Source organism: Micromonospora sp. NPDC005806 (assembly GCF_042871425.1).
GTDB lineage: Bacteria > Actinomycetota > Actinomycetes > Mycobacteriales > Micromonosporaceae > Micromonospora.
In genome coordinates, this window is the sequence record NZ_JBIAIL010000010.1 from 17,265 (window position 1) to 40,095 (window position 22,831).

At 73.6% G+C, this 22,831-nt stretch carries 24 protein-coding genes; 15 read left to right on the forward strand and 9 right to left on the reverse strand.

Going from position 1 to position 22,831, the window contains the following annotated elements:
• The first annotated feature begins 64 nt into the window (after positions 1 to 64).
• Together asnB and ACFYOS_RS13215 are read left to right on the forward strand one after the other, a co-directional pair.
• Positions 65 to 2,026: an asparagine synthase (glutamine-hydrolyzing) gene (gene asnB / locus ACFYOS_RS13210; RefSeq protein WP_387139655.1), complete on the forward strand. Its 1,962-nt coding sequence runs from the start codon at positions 65 to 67 to the stop codon at positions 2,024 to 2,026.
• Between the two features lie 67 nt (positions 2,027 to 2,093).
• Positions 2,094 to 3,026 (forward strand): carbohydrate kinase, encoded by a 933-nt coding sequence (locus ACFYOS_RS13215; RefSeq protein ID WP_387139658.1) that lies wholly within the window; start codon positions 2,094 to 2,096, stop codon positions 3,024 to 3,026.
• Positions 3,027 to 3,036: 10 nt separating this feature from the next.
• Here the strand turns inward: ACFYOS_RS13215 and ACFYOS_RS13220 are convergent, their stop codons facing one another.
• Positions 3,037 to 4,260, reverse strand: a complete 1,224-nt coding sequence (locus ACFYOS_RS13220) for a multidrug effflux MFS transporter (protein ID WP_387139661.1) — start codon at positions 4,258 to 4,260, stop codon at positions 3,037 to 3,039.
• Positions 4,261 to 4,340: 80 nt separating this feature from the next.
• Here ACFYOS_RS13220 and ACFYOS_RS13225 point away from each other — a divergent pair, with 80 nt between their 5' ends.
• Positions 4,341 to 4,829 carry a MarR family transcriptional regulator gene (locus tag ACFYOS_RS13225; protein WP_387139664.1) on the forward strand — a complete coding sequence of 163 codons (489 nt, stop codon included), beginning with the start codon at positions 4,341 to 4,343 and terminating at the stop codon, positions 4,827 to 4,829.
• Between the two features lie 18 nt (positions 4,830 to 4,847).
• On the opposite strand, the gene ACFYOS_RS13230 is transcribed toward ACFYOS_RS13225, so the two are convergent.
• On the reverse strand, positions 4,848 to 5,678 hold the full coding sequence (locus ACFYOS_RS13230; protein WP_387139667.1) for an MBL fold metallo-hydrolase: 831 nt from the start codon (positions 5,676 to 5,678) through the stop codon (positions 4,848 to 4,850).
• Positions 5,675 to 6,079 carry a thioesterase family protein gene (locus ACFYOS_RS13235; protein WP_387139670.1) on the reverse strand — a complete coding sequence of 135 codons (405 nt, stop codon included), beginning with the start codon at positions 6,077 to 6,079 and terminating at the stop codon, positions 5,675 to 5,677. The genes ACFYOS_RS13230 and ACFYOS_RS13235 overlap by 4 nt, the downstream gene beginning before the upstream one ends.
• A 114-nt stretch (positions 6,080 to 6,193) precedes the next feature.
• Between ACFYOS_RS13235 and ACFYOS_RS13240 the strand changes: the two genes are divergently transcribed.
• Complete coding sequence (locus ACFYOS_RS13240; protein WP_387139673.1) at positions 6,194 to 7,315, forward strand: phosphatase PAP2 family protein; 1,122 nt, start codon at positions 6,194 to 6,196, stop codon at positions 7,313 to 7,315.
• Between the two features lie 7 nt (positions 7,316 to 7,322).
• Here the strand turns inward: ACFYOS_RS13240 and ACFYOS_RS13245 are convergent, their stop codons facing one another.
• Genes ACFYOS_RS13245 through ACFYOS_RS13255 form a run of 3 tightly spaced genes read right to left on the reverse strand, consistent with a single transcriptional unit; the run spans position 7,323 to position 9,557 of the window.
• Positions 7,323 to 8,780, reverse strand: a complete 1,458-nt coding sequence (locus ACFYOS_RS13245; RefSeq protein WP_387139676.1) for a PH domain-containing protein — start codon at positions 8,778 to 8,780, stop codon at positions 7,323 to 7,325.
• Complete coding sequence (locus ACFYOS_RS13250) at positions 8,777 to 9,304, reverse strand: PH domain-containing protein (protein ID WP_387139679.1); 528 nt, start codon at positions 9,302 to 9,304, stop codon at positions 8,777 to 8,779. The genes ACFYOS_RS13245 and ACFYOS_RS13250 overlap by 4 nt, the downstream gene beginning before the upstream one ends.
• A gap of 22 nt (positions 9,305 to 9,326) precedes the next feature.
• Positions 9,327 to 9,557, reverse strand: a complete 231-nt coding sequence (locus tag ACFYOS_RS13255; protein ID WP_387139682.1) for a hypothetical protein — start codon at positions 9,555 to 9,557, stop codon at positions 9,327 to 9,329.
• 241 nt (positions 9,558 to 9,798) lie between these two features.
• On the opposite strand from ACFYOS_RS13255, the gene ACFYOS_RS13260 reads away from it, so the two are divergent.
• The 7 genes from ACFYOS_RS13260 (at position 9,799) to ACFYOS_RS13290 (ending at position 16,924) form a co-directional block, all read left to right on the forward strand.
• Complete coding sequence (locus ACFYOS_RS13260) at positions 9,799 to 10,908, forward strand: AAA family ATPase (RefSeq protein ID WP_387139685.1); 1,110 nt, start codon at positions 9,799 to 9,801, stop codon at positions 10,906 to 10,908.
• Positions 10,887 to 11,885, forward strand: coding sequence for a DUF58 domain-containing protein (locus ACFYOS_RS13265; protein ID WP_387140142.1), 999 nt, complete (start codon positions 10,887 to 10,889; stop codon positions 11,883 to 11,885). Before ACFYOS_RS13260 ends, ACFYOS_RS13265 begins: the two co-directional genes overlap by 22 nt.
• Entirely contained in the window at positions 11,882 to 12,832 is a 951-nt protein-coding gene (locus ACFYOS_RS13270; RefSeq protein WP_387139687.1) for a VWA domain-containing protein, read from the forward strand. Before ACFYOS_RS13265 ends, ACFYOS_RS13270 begins: the two co-directional genes overlap by 4 nt.
• 637 nt (positions 12,833 to 13,469) lie before the next feature.
• A complete protein-coding gene (gene fabG, locus ACFYOS_RS13275) occupies positions 13,470 to 14,174 on the forward strand; it encodes a 3-oxoacyl-ACP reductase FabG (protein WP_387139690.1) in 705 nt (234 codons plus the stop codon).
• A 21-nt stretch (positions 14,175 to 14,195) separates the two neighbouring features.
• Positions 14,196 to 14,963 (forward strand): enoyl-ACP reductase FabI, encoded by a 768-nt coding sequence (gene fabI, locus ACFYOS_RS13280; protein ID WP_387139693.1) that lies wholly within the window; start codon positions 14,196 to 14,198, stop codon positions 14,961 to 14,963.
• Between the two features lie 114 nt (positions 14,964 to 15,077).
• Positions 15,078 to 16,109 (forward strand): ferrochelatase, encoded by a 1,032-nt coding sequence (locus ACFYOS_RS13285; RefSeq protein WP_387139696.1) that lies wholly within the window; start codon positions 15,078 to 15,080, stop codon positions 16,107 to 16,109.
• Positions 16,058 to 16,924: an HAD-IIA family hydrolase gene (locus ACFYOS_RS13290; protein ID WP_387140145.1), complete on the forward strand. Its 867-nt coding sequence runs from the start codon at positions 16,058 to 16,060 to the stop codon at positions 16,922 to 16,924. The genes ACFYOS_RS13285 and ACFYOS_RS13290 overlap by 52 nt, the downstream gene beginning before the upstream one ends.
• A 13-nt stretch (positions 16,925 to 16,937) precedes the next feature.
• Here ACFYOS_RS13290 and ACFYOS_RS13295 read toward each other — a convergent pair whose 3' ends face one another.
• The gene (locus ACFYOS_RS13295; protein ID WP_387139699.1) at positions 16,938 to 17,732 is read right to left on the reverse strand and encodes a hypothetical protein; all 795 of its coding nucleotides are present in this window, start codon (positions 17,730 to 17,732) and stop codon (positions 16,938 to 16,940) included.
• A 162-nt stretch (positions 17,733 to 17,894) separates the two neighbouring features.
• Here ACFYOS_RS13295 and ACFYOS_RS13300 point away from each other — a divergent pair, with 162 nt between their 5' ends.
• Positions 17,895 to 18,707: a DUF3097 domain-containing protein gene (locus ACFYOS_RS13300; RefSeq protein WP_387139701.1), complete on the forward strand. Its 813-nt coding sequence runs from the start codon at positions 17,895 to 17,897 to the stop codon at positions 18,705 to 18,707.
• A gap of 18 nt (positions 18,708 to 18,725) precedes the next feature.
• Here ACFYOS_RS13300 and ACFYOS_RS13305 read toward each other — a convergent pair whose 3' ends face one another.
• The gene (locus ACFYOS_RS13305) at positions 18,726 to 19,172 is read right to left on the reverse strand and encodes a MarR family winged helix-turn-helix transcriptional regulator (RefSeq protein ID WP_387139704.1); all 447 of its coding nucleotides are present in this window, start codon (positions 19,170 to 19,172) and stop codon (positions 18,726 to 18,728) included.
• 115 nt (positions 19,173 to 19,287) lie between these two features.
• On the opposite strand from ACFYOS_RS13305, the gene ACFYOS_RS13310 reads away from it, so the two are divergent.
• The gene (locus ACFYOS_RS13310) at positions 19,288 to 19,764 is read left to right on the forward strand and encodes a MarR family winged helix-turn-helix transcriptional regulator (RefSeq protein WP_387139707.1); all 477 of its coding nucleotides are present in this window, start codon (positions 19,288 to 19,290) and stop codon (positions 19,762 to 19,764) included.
• Between the two features lie 14 nt (positions 19,765 to 19,778).
• Here the strand turns inward: ACFYOS_RS13310 and ACFYOS_RS13315 are convergent, their stop codons facing one another.
• Positions 19,779 to 21,092 (reverse strand): serine hydrolase domain-containing protein, encoded by a 1,314-nt coding sequence (locus ACFYOS_RS13315; RefSeq protein ID WP_387139710.1) that lies wholly within the window; start codon positions 21,090 to 21,092, stop codon positions 19,779 to 19,781.
• Between the two features lie 93 nt (positions 21,093 to 21,185).
• On the opposite strand from ACFYOS_RS13315, the gene ACFYOS_RS13320 reads away from it, so the two are divergent.
• Positions 21,186 to 21,659, forward strand: a complete 474-nt coding sequence (locus ACFYOS_RS13320) for an NfeD family protein (protein WP_387139713.1) — start codon at positions 21,186 to 21,188, stop codon at positions 21,657 to 21,659.
• Between the two features lie 5 nt (positions 21,660 to 21,664).
• Positions 21,665 to 22,771: an SPFH domain-containing protein gene (locus ACFYOS_RS13325; RefSeq protein ID WP_387139716.1), complete on the forward strand. Its 1,107-nt coding sequence runs from the start codon at positions 21,665 to 21,667 to the stop codon at positions 22,769 to 22,771.
• The last annotated feature ends 60 nt before the right edge of the window (positions 22,772 to 22,831 follow it).

Genomic DNA, 22,831 nt, shown 5'->3' on the forward strand with positions numbered 1-22,831 from the left:
ACGACGGCGGCGAGAGCCTGCGGTGCCGCGACGTCCGCTCAGGCCGCGTGGAAAGATGACCACCATGTGCGGACTCCTGGCCTTTTTCAGCGCGCGCGGTGACGCCGCCGCCCACCGCGACCACATCGCCGGAGCATTGGAGTGCCTGCACCACCGCGGCCCGGACGAGACCGGGGTCGAGGTGGTCGGCGACGCCTCCGGCCGGTACGCGGACGGAGTGTTCGCGCACAAGCGTCTGGCGATCATCGACGTGGCGCTCAGCCACGAGCCGCTGCCGTACGCGAACGGCCGCTACCTGCTCACCTTCAACGGTGAGATCTACAACTACATCGAGCTGCGGGACGAGCTGATCCGAGACTTCGGCGCGCAGTTCGCCACGAACGGGGACGGCGAGGTGATCGTCGCCGGCTACCACTACTGGGGTGAGCAGGTGCTCACCAAGCTGCGCGGCATGTTCGCCTTCGTGATCTGGGACCGGCAGGAGCGCCGGGCCTTCGGGGCCCGGGACTACTTCGGCATCAAGCCGCTGCACTACCTGGAGACCCAGGACGGGCTCTACCTCGCCTCCGAGAAGAAGGCGCTGCTGCCGTTCGCCCAGTCGGCCTTCCAGGGCGACGCCGGGATCGACACGGCCAACCTGAGCCACTACCTGACCCTGCAGTACGTGCCGGAGCCGGGCACCCTGCACAAGGGGATCAGCCGGATCGGGTCGGGGGAGTACCTGACCTGGAGCCCGGGCGGCCGGATCGAGGTGCGCCGCTGGTACCGGCCGGTGTTCCACCCCGCGCCGGTCGCCGACGAGCAGAAGCTCTACCACGAGATCCGGGAGACGCTGCGGGAGAGCGTCCGGATGCACATGCGGTCGGACGTGCCGGTCGGCTCGTTCCTCTCCAGCGGCATCGACTCCACCGCGGTGGTCGCCCTGGCCCGGGAGTTCAACCCGAACATCCTCACCTTCACCGTCGGGTACGACGTGCCCGGCTACTCCGAGATCGACGTGGCCCAGGACTCGGCCCGGCACCTCGACGTGACCACGATCCCGACCAAGATCGGGCCGCAGGACATGATGGAGGCGCTGCCGAAGATCGTCTGGCACCTGGACGACCCGGTGGCCGACCCGGCGCTGGTCCCGCTCTACTTCGTGGCGAAGAAGGCCGCCGAGCACGTGACGGTGGTGCTCTCCGGCGAGGGCGCGGACGAGTTCTTCGGCGGGTACACGATCTACCGGGAGCCGCTCTCGCTCAGCACCGTGAACGGGCTGCCGGGCGGGGTGCAGAAGGGCCTGCGCGCGGTCTCCAAGGCCATCCCGCAGGGCGTGAAGGGCAAGAGCTTCCTGGAGCGCGGCACCACTCCGATCGAGCACCGCTACTACGGCAACGCCCGGATGTTCACCGAGGAGGAGAAGCAGCACCTGCTGCGCCGCTACGACCCCTCGGTCCGCTACACCGACGTCACCGCGCCGATCTACGCCGAGTGCACCGAGCTGGACGACGTCACCAAGATGCAGTACGTCGACCTCTACACCTGGCTGCGCGGCGACATCCTGGTCAAGGCCGACCGGATCTCGATGGCGCACTCGCTGGAGGTGCGGGTGCCCTTCCTGGACCGTGAGGTCTTCAACGTGGCCGCCGGCATCCCGGTCGACCTGAAGCTGCCGCCCCGCTCCGAGGCCACCAAGTACGCCATGCGCCAGGCGCTGCAGGGCGTCGTCCCGCCGGCCATCGTCAACCGCAAGAAGCTGGGCTTCCCGACCCCGACCCGGGTCTGGCTGCGCGGCGAGATGTACGAGTGGGCCCGGCACGTGCTGGCCACCTCGGGCGCGGGTGACCTGATCGACCTGTCGTACGCGATGCGGCTGCTGGACGAGCACAAGCGGGAGGAGGCCGACCACTCCCGCAAGGTGTGGACCGTGCTGATCTTCTGCATCTGGCACGCCATCTTCGTGGCGAAGACCCTCGACCCGGGCATCCAGCGCAACCAGTCCGCCCTGCTCACCAAGCCGGTGGTCGGCAGCATGGTCCGCTGACCCGACGCGTCACGGGCTCCACCCGGATGCGCCAGGATCGGAGGTACCACGGAGGAGAGGAGCCGGCATGGGGTACGCGGTGGTGCTCGGCGAGGCGCTGGTCGACCTGCTCGACGCCGAGTACGACGGGCAGCCCGTCTACCGGCAGGCGATCGGCGGTGGGCCGCTCAACGTATCCGTGGCGGTCGCCCGGCTCGGCGGGGACGTCCAGTTCGTCGGGTCGTTCGGCGACGACGCGCTGGCCGAGCGGATCCGCGCCTTTCTCACCGCCGCCGGGGTCGGGCTCACCGGCGCGGTGACCGTAGCGGCCCCGACGGCGTTGGCGGTGGCCACCTTCACCGGCCCGGAACCGGACTTCCGCTTCTACGGCGAGCCCCGCTCGTACGCCCTGCTCGCCGCCGACGACCTGGACGTGGCCCTGGTCGAGGGCGCGGACGTGCTCTACTGCGGGTCGATCGTGCTGCTCGATCCGCCGGTGCTGGCCGCCGCCCGGCGCGCCTGGGCGATCGCCGGGGCGTTGCGGGTGTTCGACCCGAACGTGCGGCCCAGCCTGCTCGGCGGGCCCGCAGCGGTGGCCGCGCTGCGCGAGGTGGTCGCCGAGTTCGCCGCGAGCGCCCACCTGGTCAAGCTGAGCAGCGCCGACGCGCGGGTGCTCTACCCCCGGGAGCCGGTGGAGGGGGTCGCCGCGTACCTGCGTGAGTTGGGCGCGGCGACCGTGGTGGTCACCCTCGGCGCGGACGGCGCCCTGGTCGCCGCCGCCGACGACGTGGTACGCGTCCCCGCCCCGAAGGTCGCCGCGGTGGACGCCACCGGCGCGGGTGACTCGGTGATGGGGGCGCTCATCGCCGAGTTGCTCCTCGCCGGCGAGCCCGAGGACCCGATCGGCTGGCGGGAGCGGGTCGCCTTCGCCCTGCGGGTGGCCGGTCTGGTCTGCGAGTCTCCCGGTGGCGCGGTCGCCATGCCGGTCCGGGCGGCCGTGACCGCCCGGTTCTCCTCCTGACCTCGTCGGGTCACCGGGGACGGGTGAGGGTCCGGACGGCGACCAGGGACAACGTGGCGGTGGCGACCAGGACGCAGGCCATCGGGACCGCGCTGCCCTCGCCGCCCAGCCCGACGAGGGGCGCGACGAGCGCGCCGAGCACCGACTGCACCCCGCCGAGCAGGGCGGCGGCGGTGCCGGCGTGCCGGGGGTGCGCCTCCAGGGCCAGTGCGGTGCTGTTCGGCGTGACCATGCCCAGCGCGCCGACGAAGGCGACGAGGGACACCGCGACCAGGGCCAGGCTGCCGACGAACGCCCCGGTCAGCACGCCGAGGGCGGCCACCGCGTTGACCACGAGGGTGGTGACCAGCAGCCGGCGCGGGCTGAACCGGTCGAGCAGCCGGGCGTTGGCCTGCCCGTTCGCGACCAGCGCGAGCGCGTTGAGCCCGAAGCACAGGCTGAACGTCGTGCCCGAGACGCCGAAGACGTCCTGGAACACGAACGACGACCCGGAGATGTAGGCGAAGAGCCCGGCGAAGGCGAAAGCCTGGGTCAGCACGTACCCCAGGTACACCCGGTCGGCGGCCAGCGACCGCATGGTCCGGGCGGTGGCCGCCAGGCCGCCGGTGCTGCGCCGTTCGGTGGGCAGGGTTTCCGGCAGCCGCCGGGCGACCGCGACGGCGAGCAGCAGCCCGATCGCCGACAGGGCGAGGAAGACGGCCCGCCAGGACCCGAACCGCAGCACCAGGCTGCCCACGCTGGGCGCGGCCACCGGCGCCACCCCGAAGATCAGGGTGAGCTGGGAGAAGTACCTGGCCGCTTCCCGCCCGGAGTAGAGGTCGCGGACCACCGCCCGGGCGACCACCGTCCCCATGCCGCCGGCCAGGCCCTGGGCGAAGCGCGCGGCGGCCAGCGTGGGAGCGGTGGGCGCCACCGCGCAGACCAGCCCCAACAGGGCGTACGCGATGACGCCCACCAGCACCGGACGCCGCCGCCCCCAGCGGTCGCTGAGCGGGCCGGTGACGAGCTGGCCGAGCGCGAGGCCGACCAGGCAGGTGGTCAGCGAGAGCTGGATCTGAGCCTGGTCCGCGCCGAGGTCGCGGGTCATCGCGGGGAACGCCGGCAGGTACATGTCCAGCGAGAGCGGGCTGATCGCGGTGAGGGTGCCGAGCAGCACGAGCAGCGTGGCGCGGCCGCCGGGTGGCCGCGGCGCGTCGACGGACGGGCGCGCGATCGTCCGCGCGGTCTGGCTCACGGCGGGTCCTCCCAGGTTGATGATCTCGGCTACCTTAGCTCTGTAGGCAGAACTATTGCGATGTGAGGTAGGTGACCCGGGTGTCGAACGAGGAGACGGTCGACCGGCTCGGCGCCCTGGTGGGGGAACTGCACCGGCTGCTGCGCCGCAGCGCCGCCCGGCGGGCCAACCGGGTCGTCCTGCCCGAGGCCCAGGTGGAGCTGCTGCTGCTGGTCCGCGCCGAGCCCGGCATCAGCGGCAAGGAGGCGGCCCGACGGCTCGGCACGGCACCCAACACGGTGAGCACCCTGGTCCGCGACCTCACCGTCGCCGGGCTGCTGGACCGGGACCGCGACCCGGCGGACCGCCGGGTGGTGCGGCTCCGCCTCACCGACGCCGCCCGGGCCCGGATCGTCGATCACGCGGCGCACCGCACCGCCCTGCTCACCGAGGCCCTGTCCGCCCTCGACCCCGCCGCCCGCGGCGCGGTCCTGGACGCCGTTCCCGCTCTCGACGCACTGCTCGCCCGGCTGCGCGGGGCACCCGTGCCGGACGGCCCACCCCAGGATCGGGCTCGAACCTCGACCTAGTGGCCCCGCGCGGCAGGGTCAGGCGGTGCCGTCGAGTTCGGCGTAGCCGCGGCGGGCGGCGATCAGCCCGGGGCGGGCGCCGAAGGGCGACTCGGCGGCCACCCGCTCGGGCGGGGCGTTGCCGGTGTGGCCGGCCCGGATCTGCCAGGCCTGCTGGACGAGCTGGGCGTGCTGGGCCCGGACGAACTCGGCGTCCACCAGCTCGCCGTGCCCCGGCACCACCACCGTGCAGGGCGTGGTCAGCCGCAGCAACCCGGCCACCGCGTCCGGCCACTGGAGCGGGTACGACTCCTCGAACGCCGGCGGCCCGCTCTGCTCCACCAGGTCCCCGGCGACCAGCACATCCGCCTCCGGCACGTGCACCACCAGGTCGGCGTCGGTGTGCCCGTGCCCTGGGTGACGGAGCACCACCCGCCGGCCGCCGACGTCCAGCACGGCCTCGGTACGCACCGCGTACGTCGGGGCCAGCAGCTCGGTCCCGGCCAGCTCGGCGGCGAGCGCCGGCTGCTCGTCGCGCATCTCCTCGTACGCCGCCCGGCGCAGCTCGTCGGGGCGGTCCCGCAGCGCCGTCACGGCCAGCTCGTGCGCGTACACCGGGCGGGGCGGATCCGCGGCCAGGGTGGCGTTGCCGAAGCAGTGGTCGAAGTGGTGGTGGGTGTTGACGATCGTCCACGGGTGCGGGGTGACCGCCCGCGCCGCCTCGGCCAGCTCCCGGGCCTGCCCGGCAGTGGAGAGGGTGTCCACCAGCAGTGCCGCGCCGTCGCCGACCACCAGCGTCACGTTGACGTGCAGCAGCGGATCGCGCAGCACGTGCACGCGGTCGGCGACCTCGACGAACCGGGCGGTCATGACGCCCGCGAGGCGCGCTCGACGAAGCGCTGCCGATCGACCAGCACCCGCTCGACCCGCCCCTCGGCGACGGTCTCGTCGCCGTCGGTGACGGCCACCTCGAACAGCAGCCGCCGCCCGTCGACCTTGGCCAGCCGGGCGTGGGCGACCACCGGACGCCCGACCGGTGTGGCCGCGCGGTGCTCCAGCTCGACCCGGATCCCGACGGTGGTCGACCCGGGCGGCATCCGGGAGGCGGTGGCCGCCACGGTCGCCGCCTCGGCGAGGGCGAGCACCCGGGGCGTGCCGAGCACCGGCACGTCACCCGAGCCCACCGCCAGCGCGGTGTCGGCATCGGTGACCGTCAGCTCGACCCGGGCGGTCAGCCCCGGCGCGAAGGGCGACTCCGGCTGCTCCTGCATGCCCCGAGCCTAGACGAGCCGGGGCGGGCACGCCCGGTCTCCGTAGCGCCGGCGGACCGGCCCGGCGGTGGTCGCCGTCGGTCGATGCGTCGCCCGCCGTTAACCTTGACCGCGATGGCCGTCGTGACAGACCCCCAGCCCCCTGCCCGGACCGGTGCCACCGCCTCACCCGACGGCGGACGTCGTCGCGTGATCGCGATGGCGATCTGGGGGGTCGCCTTCGTGGCCGCCTGGTTCGCCATCGGGCTGCCCACCGATCCGGCGTACGCGTTCGTCTGGATCTGGGCGGCCACCATCGCCTGGAACTCCTCCCGGCCCTGGCGCAGCCACCTGCGGTTCGCCCGCGACTGGATCCCGGTGGTGCTGCTGCTGGCCGCGTACAACCTCTCCCGGGGGTTCGCCGACAACGGCGCGACGCCGCACGCCATGGAGCTGATCGTCGCCGACCGGTTCCTGGTGGGCTGGGCCACCGGCGGCGAGGTGCCCACGGTCTGGCTCCAGCAGCACCTCTACCGGCCCGAGGTGCACTGGTGGGACGTGCTGGTCAGCTGGATCTACTTCTCCCACTTCGTGGCGACGCTGGCCGCCGCGGCGGTGCTCTGGATGCGCAACCGCGCGCGCTGGGCGGCGTACATGCGGCGCTGGGGCTTCCTCTGCGCCGCCGGCCTGGCCACCTACTTCCTCTACCCGGCCGCCCCGCCGTGGTGGGCGGCCCAGAACGGGCTGCTCACCGAGGTCGCCCGGATCTCCACCCGGGGGTGGAAGGAGATCGGCATGCACGGCGCGGGCAATCTGCTCAACGCCGGGCAGATCGCCTCCAACCCGGTCGCGGCGATGCCGTCGCTGCACACCGCGTTCGCGCTCTTCGTCGTGCTCTTCTTCCTGCCCGCCACCCGCAAGCGGTGGTGGCCGCTGCTGCTGGCGTACCCGCTGGCGATGACCTTCACCCTGGTCTACAGCGGTGAGCACTACCTGATCGACGTGCTGGTCGGCTGGGCGTACGTGGGGATCACCTTCCTGGTGGTCGGCCTGGCCGAGCGCTGGTGGGCCGCCCACCGCTCTCGGCGCGCCACGGCGATGACCGCCGGGGAGCCGCAGCCGGCCATGGCCGCCTCCGCCGGTCCGGAGCGCGGCGACGCGGTCGCCGCCCGCCCGGCCGCCGCCGACGCGGTCGCGCCGCCGCGCGGCACGGAACCGGCCGCCGCCGACCCCGACGCGGTGCCGGCCGAGCGCTGACCCCGGGTCAGCCCCGGCGACCCCGGTCCGCGTGCCGGGCGAAGTGCGCCCGCGCGGTCAGCTCGGCCGCCAGCTCCCATGCCTCGGCCAGGTCCCGGTCGGGCGCCGCCGCGCCCGACCCGCCGGCCGTGTCCGCGTGCACCGTGGCCAGCCGCAACCGCCGCTGCGCCGGGCCCTGGGTCACCCGCACGCTTTGGATCCGGGCGTACGGCACCAGGGTCAACTGGCGGGTGAGCAGCCCGGAGCGGGCGACGAAGACCTCGGCGTCGAGGCCGGCACCCACGGCCGACCGGCTCAGCGGGCGCAGCCACCGGGCCCGCCCGGGCGGCGGCGTCGACGGCAGCGCGTCCAGCCGTACGCCGGGCAGCACCTCCGCGACCACCAGCCCGCCGGTGCCGGCGTCGCCGACCGGCAGCAGCCGGTCCGGCCGGTTCCGGTCGTCCGGCTCGGCGGCCGAGTAACCGGCCACCTCCAGCCGCAGCCGCAGCCAGCCCTTCATCCGCCAGAGCAGCGGCCAGGTGGCCCGGATCGTCTGCACCCGGTGCAGCGGCACCGTCTGCACGCGGGTCTCCAGCAGGCCGTTGCGGACCCGCAGGGTGTCGTCGTCCCGGTCGAGCCGGAAGCCCCAGTCGTCGAGCACCCGGCGTACCGGTTGCAGCAGCACACCGGCCATGGCGGTCAGCGTGCTGGCCACCGCGATGAACGACCACGAGCCCTCGGAGAGGAACTGCGCCACCACGAAGGCCAGACCGAACGGCAGCAGGAACGCCTGCGGGGTGAGCAGCTGGCTGACCAGCAGGTCCTCCTTGCGGACGGTGTGCAGCCAGCGTCCGGCCGGTGCCGGGGGCGGCGCCGCGCCGGCCGGGGGCGGCACCGTCTCCGGCGCGCGGCCGGCGACGGCGAGCAGTCGTTGCCGCAGCGCGGTGGCCTCGGCCACCCCCAGGTACGCCAGCGGCGCCTCCGTCTTGCCCCCGCCGACCACCTCCAGCCGCAGCTCGGCCAGGCCGGTGAGCTGCGCCAGCAGCGGCCGGACCACCTCCACGGCCTGCAACCGTTCGAGCGGGATCGCCCGGGTACGCCGCCAGATCAACCCCTCGTGCACCCGCAGCTCACGGCCCACCAGGTGGTAGCCGGTGTTCCACCAGCTGACCACCGACAGCACGGTCGCGCCGAGCGCGAAGACCGTGACCAGCACGGCGAACCAGCCGAAGCCGACCCGGGACAGCGTCGACCAGGAGAGGCCGGCGATCACCACGACCAGGGACTTGGCGCCGTGCAGCACCGGGCTCAGCGGGTGCAGCCGCTGCCGGGGCTCCTCCCCGCCCGGCGGCGGTGCGGGGTGGCTCCCCGGCCAGCCGGGACCGGCGCCGGCCGGGGTGGGCGGAGTCGGCGGCGGGGTGGCGGGTCGTCCGTCGTCGGCCGGGTGTTGCGGTGCGGGCTCCGGGTCGGCCGGGCCGTGGCTCACAGCCCCTCCGCCCGGTCCTCGCCCAGCGCGGTCAACCGGTCCCGCAGCCGGGACGCCTCCGCCGGCCGCAGCCCGGGCACCCGGGCGTCGCTCGCCGCCGCGGCCGTGTGCAACTGCACGGTCGCCAGGTCGAACGCCCGCTCCAACGGACCCGCGGTGACGTCCACGAACTGCATGCGGGCGTACGGGACGATGGACAGCCGCCGGACCAGCAGCCCGTGCCGGACCAGCAGGTCGTGCTCCCGTTCGGCGTACCCCCAGGCGTGCACCGCCCGGACGATGGTGACCGTCCGCCAGGCGGCCAGCAGCAGCACCACGCCGAGGGCGACGCCGGGCAGCCAGTGACCGGTGGCCGCCCAGGCCACGCCGAGCACCACCAGCGCCACGGCGAGCAGGATGCCGAGCCGGATCAGCTCCACCCAGATCAGGTCGCGGGAGATCGGCTGCCACCGGACGGTCTCCGGCCAGGGCTCCAGCGGGCCGGGCGGGGCCGGCGGCCGGCCGGCGGGGTCGTCACCGTTCACCGACGTGATCCGCTGCGCTCGTTCACTCTTCGAGGGTAGGCGATCCGGGCACCGCGACCACCTCGCGCAGGAAGCCACGCGCGTCGAGGAAGGCGCCGAGCGACGCCCGGTGCTCGACGCAGGCCAGCCAGGTCTTGCGCCGGTCGGGCTCGTGCAGGCGGGGATTGTTCCAGCGCAGCTCCCAGACGGCGGAGGCGCGACACCCCCGCGCCGAGCAGATCAGCGCCTCGTCAGCGGGAGTGGGAGTGGTCACCGGGGCGAGTCTAGGCCCGCACTCCGGGAGGTTTAGCGCCGGGCGGCCACGGGGGGAGCCGCCCGGCGACGGGGTGAATCGTACACACGCCAGTCCCTTTGTTGTCCACCCGTGTTCAGGGTTTTCCGTGCCGAGGGACGACGCGGCGAAAATCGTCCCTCTCCCGCCCTCGGCTCTCAGCCGGGCATGACAGTCTTGACACGCACCACGCTCGCGACGACGACCAAGCTGTGGAGGACCGGTGGCCCAGCCGACCACGCCCGACGCCCCGACCCCGACCGAGGCCGTGCCGGACGCGCCGCCCCCGGCCACGACCACCCCGGCGCAGGACGCCACCCTGCTCGAGCGGGCGCTGTTCGAGATCAAGCGGGTGATCGTCGGCCAGGACCGGATGGTCGAGCGGATGTTCGTCGCCCTGCTCGCCCGGGGCCACTGTCTGCTGGAGGGGGTGCCCGGCGTCGCCAAGACCCTCGCCGTGGAGACCCTGGCCAAGGTGGTCGGCGGCTCGTTCGCCCGGGTGCAGTTCACCCCGGACCTGGTGCCCGCCGACATCATGGGCACCCGGATCTACCGGCAGTCCAGTGAGAAGTTCGACGTCGAGCTGGGGCCGGTCTTCGTCAACTTCCTGCTCGCCGACGAGATCAACCGGGCCCCGGCGAAGGTGCAGTCGGCGCTGCTGGAGGTGATGAGCGAGCGCCAGGTGTCGATCGGCGGGGAGACCCACCGGGTGCCCGACCCGTTCCTGGTGATGGCGACCCAGAACCCGATCGAGCAGGAGGGCGTCTACCCGCTGCCGGAGGCGCAGCGGGACCGCTTCCTGATGAAGATCGTGGTGGGCTACCCGACCGATGCCGAGGAGCGGGAGATCGTCTACCGGATGGGCGTGGCCCCGCCGGAGCCGGCCCCGGTCTTCGACACCCCGGACCTGATCGCCCTGCAGCACAAGGCCGACCAGGTCTTCGTGCACAACGCGCTGGTCGACTACGCGGTCCGGCTGGTGCTCGCCACCCGAGCCCCCGCCGAGCATGGCATGCCCGACGTCGCCCAGTTCATCCAGTACGGGGCCAGCCCGCGCGCCTCGCTCGGCCTGGTCCGGGCCACCCGGGCGCTCGCGCTGCTGCGCGGGCGGGACTACGCCCTGCCGCAGGACGTGCAGGACATCGCCCCGGACATCCTGCGCCACCGGCTGGTGCTCAGCTACGACGCGCTGGCCGACGACGTCCCGGCCGACCACATCGTGCACCGGGTGCTGTCGACCATCCCGCTGCCGGCGGTCGCGCCCCGGCAGCAGGCCTCGCCGCCGCCACCGGCCGTCCCGACCGGCGCCGGCTGGCCCGGGCAGCGGCCGTGACCCCACCCGCCCGGCTGCCGGCCACCGGCGACCGCTCCGGCGCCGTCCTCGCCCGGTTGCAGCTCATGGTCACCCGCAAGCTCGACGGGCTGCTCCAGGGCGACTACGCGGGCCTGCTGCCCGGCCCGGGCAGCGAGGCGGGGGAGTCCCGCGAGTACCGCCCCGGCGACGACGTACGCCGGATGGACTGGCCGGTCACCGCCCGGACCACGATGCCGCACGTCCGGCGTACGGTGGCCGACCGGGAGCTGGAGACCTGGCTGGCGGTGGACCTCTCGGCGAGCCAGGACTTCGCCACCGCCGGGCCGCTCAAGCGGGACCTGGTGGTCGCCGCGGCGGCTGCCCTGGCCCACCTGACCGTGCGCGGGGGCAACCGGATCGGCGCGGTGGTCGGCACCGGCGCCGGGACTCCCGGGCAGACCGGCCGGTGGCGTGGCGCACCCCCGGTCACCGGTCCCGGGACCATGGTGCGGCTGCCGGCCCGGTCCGGCCGCCGGGAGGCCCAGGGCCTGCTCCGGGCCATCGCCGGGACCGAGATCCGCCCCGGCCGCCTCGACCTCGGCGCGCTGGTCGACATGCTCAACCGGCCACCGCGCCGGCGCGGGGTGGCCGCGGTGATCTCCGACTTCCGCGCACCGCCCGAGCAGTGGGGCCGGCAGCTCCGTAAGCTGCGGGTCCGGCACGACGTGCTGGCCGTCGAGGTGGTCGATCCCCGCGAGCTGGAACTGCCCGACGTGGGGGTGCTGCCGGTGGTCGACCCGGAGACGGGGGAGGTGCACGAGGTGCAGACCGCCGACCCCCGGCTGCGTCACCGGTACGCCGCGGCGACGGCCGCCGAGCGGGCGGCGGTCGCCGCCGAGCTGCGCGCCGCCGGTGCGGCTCACCTGCGGCTGCGCACCGACCGAGACTGGCTGCTGGACATGGTGCGGTTCGTCGCCGCGCAACGGCACGCCCGTACCCGAGGGACGACCCGATGATCCGTTTTCTGCAACCGTGGTGGCTGCTGGCCGTGCTGCCGGTGCTCGCCCTGGCCGCCGCGTACGTCTGGCGGCAGCTGCACCGCCGGACGTACGCGATGCGGTTCACCAACGTGGACCTGCTGCGGACCCTCGCCCCGAAGGGGTTGGGCTGGCGGCGGCACGCGGCGGCCACCGCGTTCCTGCTCTGCCTGCTGGTGCTGGCCACCGCGCTGGCCCGCCCGGCGGTGGACACCCGGGAGCCGCTGGAGCGGGCCACGGTGATGCTCGCTATCGACGTGTCGCTGTCCATGCAGGCCGACGACGTCGCCCCGAACCGGCTGGAGGCCGCCCAGGAGGCGGCCAAGCAGTTCGTCGGGGAGCTGCCGGAGAGCTACAACCTCGGGCTGGTGTCCTTCGCCAAGTCGGCGAACGTGCTGGTCCCGCCGACCAAAGACCGGGGGGCGGTGACCACCGCCATCGACGGGCTCGTGCTGGCCGAGGCGACGGCAACCGGGGAGGCGGTCTTCACCTGCCTGGAGGCGATCCGCTCGGTGCCCGCCGACGGCGCGGCCGGCATCCCGCCGGCCCGGATCGTGCTCCTGTCCGACGGGTACCGGACCGCGGGGCGGTCGGTGGAGGAGGCGGCCGGGGCGGCGCAGGCGGCGAACGTGCCGGTCTCCACCATCGCGTTCGGCACCGACTCGGGTCAGGTCGACATCGGTGGTCAGCTCCAGCGGGTGCCGGTGGACCGGATGGCGCTGTCGCAGCTCGCGGAGACCACCCAGGGCTACTTCTACGAGGCCGCGTCGGTGAGCGAGCTGAAGCGGGTCTACCAGGACATGGGCAGCTCGATCGGGTTCCGGACCGAGCCGCGGGAGATCACCCAGTGGTACGCGGGGATCGCGCTGCTGTTCGCCCTCTGCGCGGGGGCGCTGAGCCTGCTCTGGTCGTCCCGCCTGATCTGAGGCGGGACGGCCGGGGCCCGGCGGTGCGCCGGGACCGGGGCCCGGCCGGTGCGGTCAGTGACCGCCGCCAGCCAGGACGAAGAGGACGGCCACCCAGACGGCGGCGAGGGTGAAGCCCAACGGGGCGACGTAACGGCTCATGGGACAGCTCCGTGGCGACGGGACGGTCCGGGCGGCACGGGCCGGACCGTGGGGGTGGATCAGGACGTACGCACACGAAGTCGTGACCGGGGTGCTCCGCCGCGGGGCGGCCCGGGCGGGCCGCGCAGCACGGTCGCCCCGGACGGTGGCCGAGGAGACGGGCGATGCGGTGGGGCGGGAAGCTGGGTCAGCTGCGCTGACTGAGTCGTGGCTCAGCGGGGCTGACGGTCGGCCCGGCCACGACTGGGAGGATCGCTATCTCGCACAGCGATCACCTCCTGCGGTCGGCGGGGCCCGGAACGCGGGCGATCTTCCGGCCCGCAAACGAGATCATCGTACACCCGTCGCGCGCGGGGCGCGCACTCGGCCGACCGGTCGACGCACCCTGCCCAGGAGGGCCGTCGCGGGGCCCCGACGGGGTCCCGCGTTAGCGCTTACCTGCCGGTAACGCCTAGGCTCCGACCGACCGAGAGATCAGCTGAGCAGAGGGGGAAGCGTGGCCCGTACCGTGCTGGTGACCGGCGGAAACCGGGGGATCGGCCTGGCCATCGCGCAGGCCTTCGCCAAGCAGGGCGACCGGGTGGCGGTCACCCACCGCAGCGGCGACGCTCCCGAGGGACTGTTCGGCGTGAAGTGTGACGTGACCGACGCCGAGTCGGTGGACGCCGCCTTCACCGCCGTCGAGGCCGAGCTGGGCCCGGTGGAGGTGCTGGTCGCCAACGCCGGCATCACCGACGACACGCTGATCATGCGGATGTCGGAGGAGCAGTTCACCCGGGTGCTCGACACCAACCTGACCGGCGCCTTCCGCTGCGCCAAGCGGGCCTCGACGAAGATGCTGCGCGGCAAGTGGGGCCGGATGATCTTCGTCTCCTCGGTGGTCGGCCTCTACGGCGGCGTCGGCCAGGTCAACTACGCGGCGAGCAAGGCCGGCCTGGTCGGGGTGGCCCGCTCGATCACCCGTGAGCTCGGCAGCCGCAACATCACCGCGAACGTGGTCGCGCCCGGCTTCATCGAGACCGACATGACCGCGGCCCTCCCCGAGGAGCGGCGCACCGAATACCGCAAGTCCATCCCGGCCGGCCGCTTCGCCCAGCCGGAGGAGGTCGCCGCCGTGATCACCTGGCTCGCCTCGGAGGCGGCCGGCTACATCTCCGGCGCCGTCATCCCGGTCGACGGCGGCCTCGGCATGGGTCACTGAGAAACACGGAGGAATTGCGCAATGTCCGGACTGCTGGCCGGTAAGCGGCTGCTCGTCACCGGCGTCATCACCGACGCCTCGATCGCCTTCTCGGTGGCCAAGCTCGCCCAGGAGAACGGCGCCCAGGTCGTGCTCACCGGCTACGGCCGGCTCTCCCTGGTCGAGCGGATCGCCAAGCGGCTGCCCGAGCCGGCCCCGGTGATCGAGCTGGACGTCACCAACGCCGAGCACCTGGCCGGCCTCGCCGACAAGGTGCGCGAGCACGTCGACGGCCTGGACGGGGTGGTGCACTCGATCGGCTTCGCCCCGCAGAGCTGCCTCGGCGGCGGCTTCCTCGACGCGCCGTGGGAGGACGTGGCCACCGCGCTCCAGGTCTCCACGTACTCGTACAAGTCCCTGGCCATGGCGGCGCTGCCGCTGATGTCCGCGGGCGGCGCGGTGGTCGGCCTCACCTTCGACGCCACCAAGGCCTGGCCGGTCTACGACTGGATGGGCGTGGCCAAGGCCGGGCTGGAGTCCGCCTCCCGCTACCTGGCACTGCACCTCGGCAAGCGGCGCATCCGCAGCAACCTGGTCGCGGCCGGGCCGCTGCGCACCATCGCCGCCAAGTCGATCCCGGGCTTCGAGCAGTTCGAGGACGCCTGGGCCGAGCGCGCCCCGCTCGGCTGGAACCTCACCGACCAGGAGCCGGCCGCCCGCGCCTGCCTGGCCCTGCTGTCGGACTGGTTCCCGGCCACCACCGGCGAGATCGTCCACGTCGACGGCGGGTACCACGCGATCGGCGCCTGAGGTGCACGGAGGGGCCCCTTCTTGACGCCTCCGGCAGATCAGGGGGCCCCTTTCCACACCCGCACCCAGGGGGCGTCGCATCCCCGTCCTGCTCGGCGGGGAAGAATGGAAGCCATGGCGTACGACGCGTTGGTGCTGGTCTCCTTCGGCGGCCCGGAGCGGCCCGAGGACGTGCTGCCCTTCCTGCAGAACGTGACCCGGGGTCGGGGCGTGCCGCCGGAGCGGCTCGCCGAGGTCGCCGAGCACTACCAGCGCTTCGGCGGGGTGTCCCCGATCAACCAGCAGTGCCGTGAGCTGCTCGCGGCGATCCGCGAGGACTTCGCCGCCAACGGCGTCGACCTGCCGGTCTACTGGGGCAACCGGAACTGGGACCCGATGCTCGCCGACACCGTGGCGCAGATGCGCGACGACGGGATCACCCGGGCCCTCGCCTTCGTCACCAGCGCGTACGGCGGCTACTCCTCCTGCCGGCAGTACCAGGAGGACATCGCGACCGCCCGGGCCGCGGTCGGCCCGGACGCCCCGCTGATCGAGAAGCTGCGCCAGTTCTGGGACCACCCTGGCTTCGTCGAGCCACACGTCGACGCGGTGCGGGAGGCGCTGGCGCAGCTCGACCCGGCCCAGCGGGAGACCACCCGGCTGATGTTCACCGCGCACTCGATCCCGGTCTCGGCGGCCGCCACCGCCGGCCCGCACGGCGGCCGGTACACCGCCCAGCTCGAGGAGACCGCCCGGCTGGTGCACGCCGCGGCCGCTCCGGACCTGCCGTACGACCTGGTCTGGCAGAGTCGCTCCGGCCCGGCGCAGGTGCCGTGGCTGGAGCCGGACGTCAACGACCACCTGGCCGCCCTCGCCGAGCAGGGCGTGACCAGCGTGGTGGTCAGCCCGATCGGGTTCGTCTCGGACCACCTCGAGGTGGTCTGGGACCTGGACACCGAGGCGCTGGAGACGGCCAAGCAGCTCGGCCTGGACTTCGTCCGGGCCGGCACCCCGGGCACCGACCCGCGTTTCGTGGCGATGGTCCGCGAGCTGGTCCTGGAACGTACCGCCCCGGACGGCGAGCGGCTGCGTCGCCGCCTCGGCGAACTGCCCACCTGGGACACGTGCCCGGCGCTGTGCTGCGTGCCCCCGGCCCGCCGGCCCTGAGCCCGACCGACCTCCGACACCCCTGGGGACGACACATGCATGACCGCAAGCCGGTGCAGAGCTGGCTCACCGACATGGACGGCGTGCTGGTGCACGAGGGCCAGCCGGTGCCCGGCGCGCCCGAGTTCATCCAGAAGCTGCGCGCCTCCGGCAAGCCGTTCCTGGTGCTGACCAACAACTCGATCTACACCCCGCGCGACCTCCAGGCCCGGTTGGCCCGGATGGGGTTGGACGTGCCGGAGGAGGCGATCTGGTCGTCCGCCCTGGCCACCGCCAAGTTCCTGGACGACCAGCGGCCCGGCGGCACGGCGTACGTGATCGGCGAGGCCGGGCTGACCACGGCCCTGCACGCGGTGGGCTACGTGCTCAGCGACTTCGCGCCGGACTACGTGGTGCTCGGGGAGACCCGGACCTACAGCTTCGAGGCGATCACCAAGGCGGTCCGGCTGATCAACGACGGCGCCCGGTTCATCTGCACCAACCCGGACGCGACCGGCCCGTCCGTCGAGGGCGCACTGCCGGCCGCCGGCTCGGTCGCCGCGATGATCTCCAAGGCGACCGGGGTGGAGCCGTACTTCGTCGGCAAGCCCAATCCGATGATGATGCGCTCCGCGCTGAACACCATCGAGGCGCACTCGGAGACCACCGCGATGATCGGTGACCGGATGGACACCGACATCCTCTGCGGTCTGGAGGCGGGGCTGGAGACGATCCTGGTGCTCACCGGGATCAGCAGCCGGTCCGAGGCGGAGCGCTACCCGTACCGGCCGTCGCGGATCGTCAACTCGGTGGCCGACCTGATCGACGAGGTCTGAGCCCGGGCCGCGCTCAGGGACGCAGCGGGGCGTTGCAGGCGGCCACCAGGGCCTGCCGGCAGGCGGTGGTCAGCGGGCGCAGCGCCGCGTCCCGCTGCTGTGCCTCGTAGGTGTTCACCGCCCCGCCCGGGGCGCTCTCCCCGGCCAGGGCGAGCACCCGGTCCAGCACCGCGGCCCGGGCGAAGAGTCGCCGGGCCCGCGGGTCGAACCCGGGCGGCAGGTCGGTGGCACCGTCGGGGCGGCGCAGCGCGGCCAGGGCGCCGGCCAACTCCGGCCGCCAGTGGGCCACGTCGAGCCGGGTCAGCGCGGCGGTCGTCTCGGCGAGCGCGGCCGCCAGCTCGGCCTCGGCCTCGGCGGCGCCGGGCACCGCCAGGGACGCCTTCGGCGCGTCGGCCGGCAGCGGGTAGACCCGCCAGAGCACGGTCTCCCAGGTCATCCCCGACCCGGAGGTGTGGGTGCGCACCTCCGGGACCAGGCCGAGCCCGCTGGCCACCACGGCCTCGCCGGCCAGCAGCGCCGCGCCGGCGAAGTCGCCCGGGCCGGGCAGCCCGCGCGGGTCGCCCGGGGCGGGCAGCACCAGCCGGATCTCGTCCGGGGAGAGCTTGGCCAGGCTGGGCAGCGCCTCCCGCAGGGTGACGTCGGTCCAGGTGCCGGGGGCGTCCGCGACCAGGTGCTCCTCGTCGCCGGCGATCTGGTCGGCGACCTCGTCGAAGGGCACCAGGCCGGCGCGCCAGGCGCGTACCCAGGCAACGAACCGGCTCGACCGGCGCGGAGCCAGTGTGGCGGCGCCCGTTGCGGGGAGGGACATGCCGAAAAGGGTACGTGCTCGCCGCCGCCCCTGTCTCGGCTGCCGCTCCGGCGGCGTGACCTGCCCCCAACTACCCCCTTCGCCCCTTTCTGCGCCGCCACCGGGCCTGCCGGTCGGCGCGTCGCCGGGCGACGCGCCGACCCGGTGATTAGCGTGATCGACATGGCGGGGCGATACGACGGGGACGTGCTGACGGGAAACTGGCGGCGGCGGAAGGTCACCCCCGAGGTGGACGCCGAACCCGACCTCGTGGTCGAGGACGCCGAATCGGGGTTCTGCGGTGCGGTGGTCGGTTTCGAGGCCGGCGCGGTGGTGCTGGAGGACCGGCACGGCCGGCGCCGCAACTTCCCGCTACTGCCCGCCGCGTTCCTGCTCGACGGTCAGTCGGTCACCCTGCGCCGCCCGGCGCCCTCCCCGGTGCCCGCCGCCCGCCGACGGACAGCCTCCGGCTCGATCGCGGTCGACAACGTCCGGGCGCAGGTCGCCAAGGCCAGCCGGATCTGGGTGGAGGGCGTGCACGACGCCGCGCTGGTCGAGCGGATCTGGGGCGACGACCTGCGGATCGAGGGCGTGGTGGTGGAACCCCTGGACGGCATCGACGCCCTTGCCGCGGAGGTGCGCGCCTTCGCCCCGGGCCCGGGCCGCCGGCTCGGCGTGCTCGTCGACCACCTCGTGCCCGGCTCCAAGGAGAGCCGGATCGTGGCGACGGTGACCTCGCCGCACGTCCTGGTCACCGGCCATCCGTACGTGGACGTGTGGCAGGCGGTGCGGCCGGCGGCGCTGGGCATCCCGGCCTGGCCGGTGGTGCCGCCGGGGCGGCGCTGGAAGGAGGGGGTCTGCGCGGCCCTCGGGGTGGCCGAGCCGGCGGAGATGTGGCGGCACATCCTGTCCAAGGTGGACAGCTTCGCGGACGTCGAGACGCCGTTGATCAACGCCATGGAGCGGTTGATCGACTTCGTCACCGAGCCCGCGTAGCGACTGGGGCTGGTGGCGTCAGGCCGCCGACAGCAGGGCGTTCGCGCGCGCGAGGACGGCGTTCAGGACGCGCCCGGCGATCGTCAGCTCCGCCTCGGGCAGGTCGCCCCACAGCTTCGGCGTGATCTGATTGATCGTTTCGCGGACCTCGCGCCACTGCGCCTCCCCCCGTTCGGTGGCGGCGATGGTGTTCCCGGTCGTGCGCACCAGACCGGCGGCGGCCAGTTCCGCGACGCGCCGGCGGGCATCGGCCTCGTCGACCTTCAGGGCGTCGGAGATCCGCGCGAGGAGCGCGTCGCCGGTCAGGGTGCCACCGCTGGTGACGGTGAGCGTCAGCGTGACCCACTGCGGCTCGGTGATGCCGGTGCCGGCCAACTGGCGGTCCAGGAGGGCGTTGAGCGCCTTCTCCGTGCGGCCGATGAGCTGCGGGCCGAAGGTGGTCGGAGCGTCGGTGCTGCGGGTCATCGGGAATCTCCTCGGGTATGGTCCGGGTGCGCCGCGAATCGTTCGTGTCACTAACGTTCGGGATGACGTCGACGCTAATTCGTTAGTGCGACTAACGCAAGGATAGGATCGTGCCGTGAGCGACAGCACGCCCGCCGGCGCCGCCGAGCCGCAGACCGGCGCGAAGCGGCTGCGGGACCTGCGCACCCGCCTGCTCTCCCTAGCCGCCATGCACTCCGATCGCCGGGTCAACGCGGAGTTGGCCCGGGCGGACGCCCGCAAGTGGCACTACGCCGTGCTCGCCACGCTGGACGAGTTCGGCCCGGCCAGCCAGGCGCAGCTCAGCCAGCGGACCGGCATCTACCGCAGCGACCTCGTCGCCGTCATCACCGAGCTGACCGGTCGCGGGCAGGTGGAACGTGCACCCGATCCGGCCGACCGGCGCCGGAACGTCATCACCCTCACCCGGGCGGGGCGGGGGCAACTTCGCAAGCTGGACGAGTTGCTGGCCGGGGTGGAGGACGAGGTCTTCGCCCCCCTGACCCCGCCGGAGCGCCAGCAGCTCACCCGCCTGCTCGGCGCCCTGGTGCGCCATCACGACCCGCAGATGTGACCCCCCGACCGCGCTCAGGGCTCCTGGTCGGGAGTGCGGGTGAAGACGAAGGTGGCGATGTCCAGGGCGACCGGGTGACCGGACTCGTCGCGGAGGACGGTGAGGATCTCGCCGTCCTGGGAGCCGGAGCGGCCCCGCCAGCGGTCCGGACCCTCCGGGGTGAACCGGAGCGCCGGCCGGCCGGCCGTGCCGGCGAGCAGGTCACCGGTGGGGTCCGGGCGGAACTCGTACTCGATTCCCATCCACCACCAGCGGCCGGTCAGCTCGGCGAGATCGGCGGCGGGCTCCCCGGCCGGGCGCCATGGGGTGGGCGGGGTCGGCTCGGCGTCCAGCACCAGGGTGAGCACCTCGCGGGCCAGCCCGACGATGTGGTGCCCGCGGCTGAGTCCGTACGAGTTGGCGAAGTCGACCACGGCGGTGCGGCTGGGCCGGTGCACCGCGAGACCGGCGACGTACCCGGGCATCGAGCCGCCGTGACCCACGTACACCCGCTCGCCGACCCGGTAGAGCTCCACACCCAGGCCGTGCCCACCGGTCCAGGAGTCCAGATCGCTGATCACCACCGGGGCGCACATCTCGGTGAGCGTGGCCGGGGCGAGCACGTCCGGGGCCGGGTCGGCCAGGAACGCCGCCCAGCGGCTCAGGTCCGCGACGGTCGACCAGAGCTGGCCGGCCGGCGCCATCGCCCCGGTGTCGGTGCGCGGCTCCTCGCGCAGCGTGTCGTGCCAGGGGTGCACCACGTAGCCCCGGGCGTACGGCTCGGTCGGGTGGTACGTGGTCCGGTGCATGCCGAGCGGTTCGAGGATCCGCTCGCGGAGCAGCTCGGCCCAGGGTGTCCCGGTGACCCGCTCCAGCACCCCGCCGAGAAGCCCGTACGCCAGGTTGGAGTAGTGGTAGACCAGGTGCGGCGGGTGGGCGATCTTCTCCGGCGTCAGCCCGGCCACAAGGGTGGCCAGGTCGGCGCCCTCGGTCCGCTCCCACCACTGCCCGTCCGGCTCGCGCTGCAGGCCGCTGGCGTGCCCGAGCAGTTGCCGCAGGGTGAGCTCGCCGACCGGGGTGCCGGGCAGGTGCTTGTCCAGCGGGTCGTCGAGGGCGAGCCGGTCGGCGTCGCGCTGCTGCATCACCAGCACCGCGGTCATGGTCTTGCTGATCGAGCCGATCCGGTACTGCAGGTCCGCGTCTGGGCTGGGGTGGTCGCCGGCGACGGAGAGGTGGGCGAGACCGCCGTCCCGGACCACCCCGAGGGCGAGCGAGGGTCCCCGTCCCTCGGCCTGCGTCCGCGCGACCAGCGCGTCGATCCGTCGGGCGGTCTCGGGCAGCAGGGCCATGGTCGTCCTCCTCGGTGCTGGTCGGCGCGGTGCCGAGCTTAGGAGATCATCTCGGGGTCGTCGCCGCGTGCGTCGGCGTGTCACGATCGTGGGGTGGACGCCGTGCTGTGGATCGTGCTGGGTGTGGTGCTGGCGGTCGCCGAGATCTTCACGACGACCCTTTTCCTGATCATGTTCGCGGCCGGGGCGTTCGCCGCCGCCGGGGCCGCCGCGCTCGGCGCCCCGGTCGGCCTGCAGGCGCTGGTCTTCGCCGTGGTCTCCGCGCTCTGCGTGGCGGTGGTCCGGCCGGTCATCCAGCGGCACGCCCGCTCGGCGCTGGAGAGCGGCGAGCAGCCGTTCGGCGTCGAGGCGATCGAGGGCGCGACCGCCCTGGTGCTGGAGCCGGTGGACGCCGAGCGGGGCATGGTCAAGATCGACGGTGAGTTGTGGACCGCGCGGGCGTACGACGCGACGCGGAGTTACGCCGTAGGTGAGCGGGTGCAGGTGATAAAGGTCCGGGGCGCCACCGCCCTGGTCTGGCAGGACGACATTTCCACCCCGGGCGAGCTGCCCGAAGGGAAAAGGTGAACGGTATGGAAGTTGCAGCGGTCCTGTTGATCGCCGTGGCGGTGATCGTCGTGGTGACGCTGGTCAAGGCGGTGCGGATCGTGCCGCAGCAGCGCCAGGACGTGGTGGAACGACTGGGGAAGTACAAGCGGACCTTGAGCCCAGGGCTCAACCTGCTGGTGCCGTACGTCGATGCGGTGCGCACCAAGGTCGACATGCGGGAGCAGGTGGTCAGCTTCCCGCCGCAGCCGGTGATCACTTCGGACAACCTCGTCGTCTCGATCGACACGGTGCTCTACTTCAAGGTGGTCGACTCGGTCCGCGCCACCTACGAGATCTCCAACTTCCTGCAGGCCATCGAGCAGCTCACCGTCACCACGCTGCGCAACGTGATCGGCTCGCTGGACCTGGAGCGGGCGCTGACCAGCCGCGAGGAGATCAACCGCCACCTCTCCGGGGTGCTGGACGAGACCACCGGCCGGTGGGGGATCAAGGTGACCCGGGTCGAGATCAAGGCGATCGAGCCGCCGCCGAGCATCCGTGACTCGATGGAGAAGCAGATGCGCGCCGAGCGGGACCGCCGCGCCGCGATCCTCAACGCCGAGGGCCTCAAGCAGTCGCAGATCCTCACCGCCGAGGGTGAGAAGCAGGCCGCGGTGCTGCGCGCCGACGGTGACCGGCAGGCCCGGATCCTCCAGGCGGAGGGTCAGGCCAAGGCGATCCGTACCGTCTTCGACGCGATCCACCAGGCCAACCCGAGCCAGAAGGTGCTCGCCTACCAGTACCTCCAGGCGCTGCCGCAGATCGCCAACGGCTCGGCGAACAAGGTCTGGATCGTGCCGGCCGAGCTGACCAAGGCCCTGGAGGGGATGGGCGGCGCGCTGGGCGGGCTGGCCGGCATGGTCGGCGACGTGCCCTCCCCGGAGGCCAACAAGGGGGCCGGCGAGGTGGAGCGGGAGGCCGCCGAGGCCGCGCATGCCGCCGCCACCGCCGCCCAGGAGATCCACGACGAGGTACGCGTCGCCGAGGCGCAGGCCACCGGCGGCAACGCCCCGCAGGGGCTCCCGGCCCCCGAGCCGGTCGCCCCGGAGAGCCTGCTCAACGACCCCTCGGACCGGCGCGAACGGGGCTGATCCCGGACGTCCCCGGTCCGGGACGGCAAATACGAGAAAGCCTCATACGGCGCCCCGGCG

Coding starts and splice junctions, on each gene's coding strand:
- asnB (WP_387139655.1), top strand. CDS start 65: ATGTGCGGACTCCTGGCCTTTTTCAGCGCGCGCGGTGACGCCGCCGCC.
- ACFYOS_RS13215 (WP_387139658.1), top strand. CDS start 2,094: ATGGGGTACGCGGTGGTGCTCGGCGAGGCGCTGGTCGACCTGCTCGAC.
- ACFYOS_RS13230 (WP_387139667.1), bottom strand. CDS start 5,678: ATGACCGCCCGGTTCGTCGAGGTCGCCGACCGCGTGCACGTGCTGCGC.
- ACFYOS_RS13235 (WP_387139670.1), bottom strand. CDS start 6,079: ATGCAGGAGCAGCCGGAGTCGCCCTTCGCGCCGGGGCTGACCGCCCGG.
- ACFYOS_RS13240 (WP_387139673.1), top strand. CDS start 6,194: ATGGCCGTCGTGACAGACCCCCAGCCCCCTGCCCGGACCGGTGCCACC.
- ACFYOS_RS13270 (WP_387139687.1), top strand. CDS start 11,882: ATGATCCGTTTTCTGCAACCGTGGTGGCTGCTGGCCGTGCTGCCGGTG.
- fabI (WP_387139693.1), top strand. CDS start 14,196: ATGTCCGGACTGCTGGCCGGTAAGCGGCTGCTCGTCACCGGCGTCATC.
- ACFYOS_RS13285 (WP_387139696.1), top strand. CDS start 15,078: ATGGCGTACGACGCGTTGGTGCTGGTCTCCTTCGGCGGCCCGGAGCGG.
- ACFYOS_RS13295 (WP_387139699.1), bottom strand. CDS start 17,732: ATGTCCCTCCCCGCAACGGGCGCCGCCACACTGGCTCCGCGCCGGTCG.
- ACFYOS_RS13300 (WP_387139701.1), top strand. CDS start 17,895: ATGGCGGGGCGATACGACGGGGACGTGCTGACGGGAAACTGGCGGCGG.
- ACFYOS_RS13305 (WP_387139704.1), bottom strand. CDS start 19,172: ATGACCCGCAGCACCGACGCTCCGACCACCTTCGGCCCGCAGCTCATC.
- ACFYOS_RS13315 (WP_387139710.1), bottom strand. CDS start 21,092: ATGGCCCTGCTGCCCGAGACCGCCCGACGGATCGACGCGCTGGTCGCG.
- ACFYOS_RS13325 (WP_387139716.1), top strand. CDS start 21,665: ATGGAAGTTGCAGCGGTCCTGTTGATCGCCGTGGCGGTGATCGTCGTG.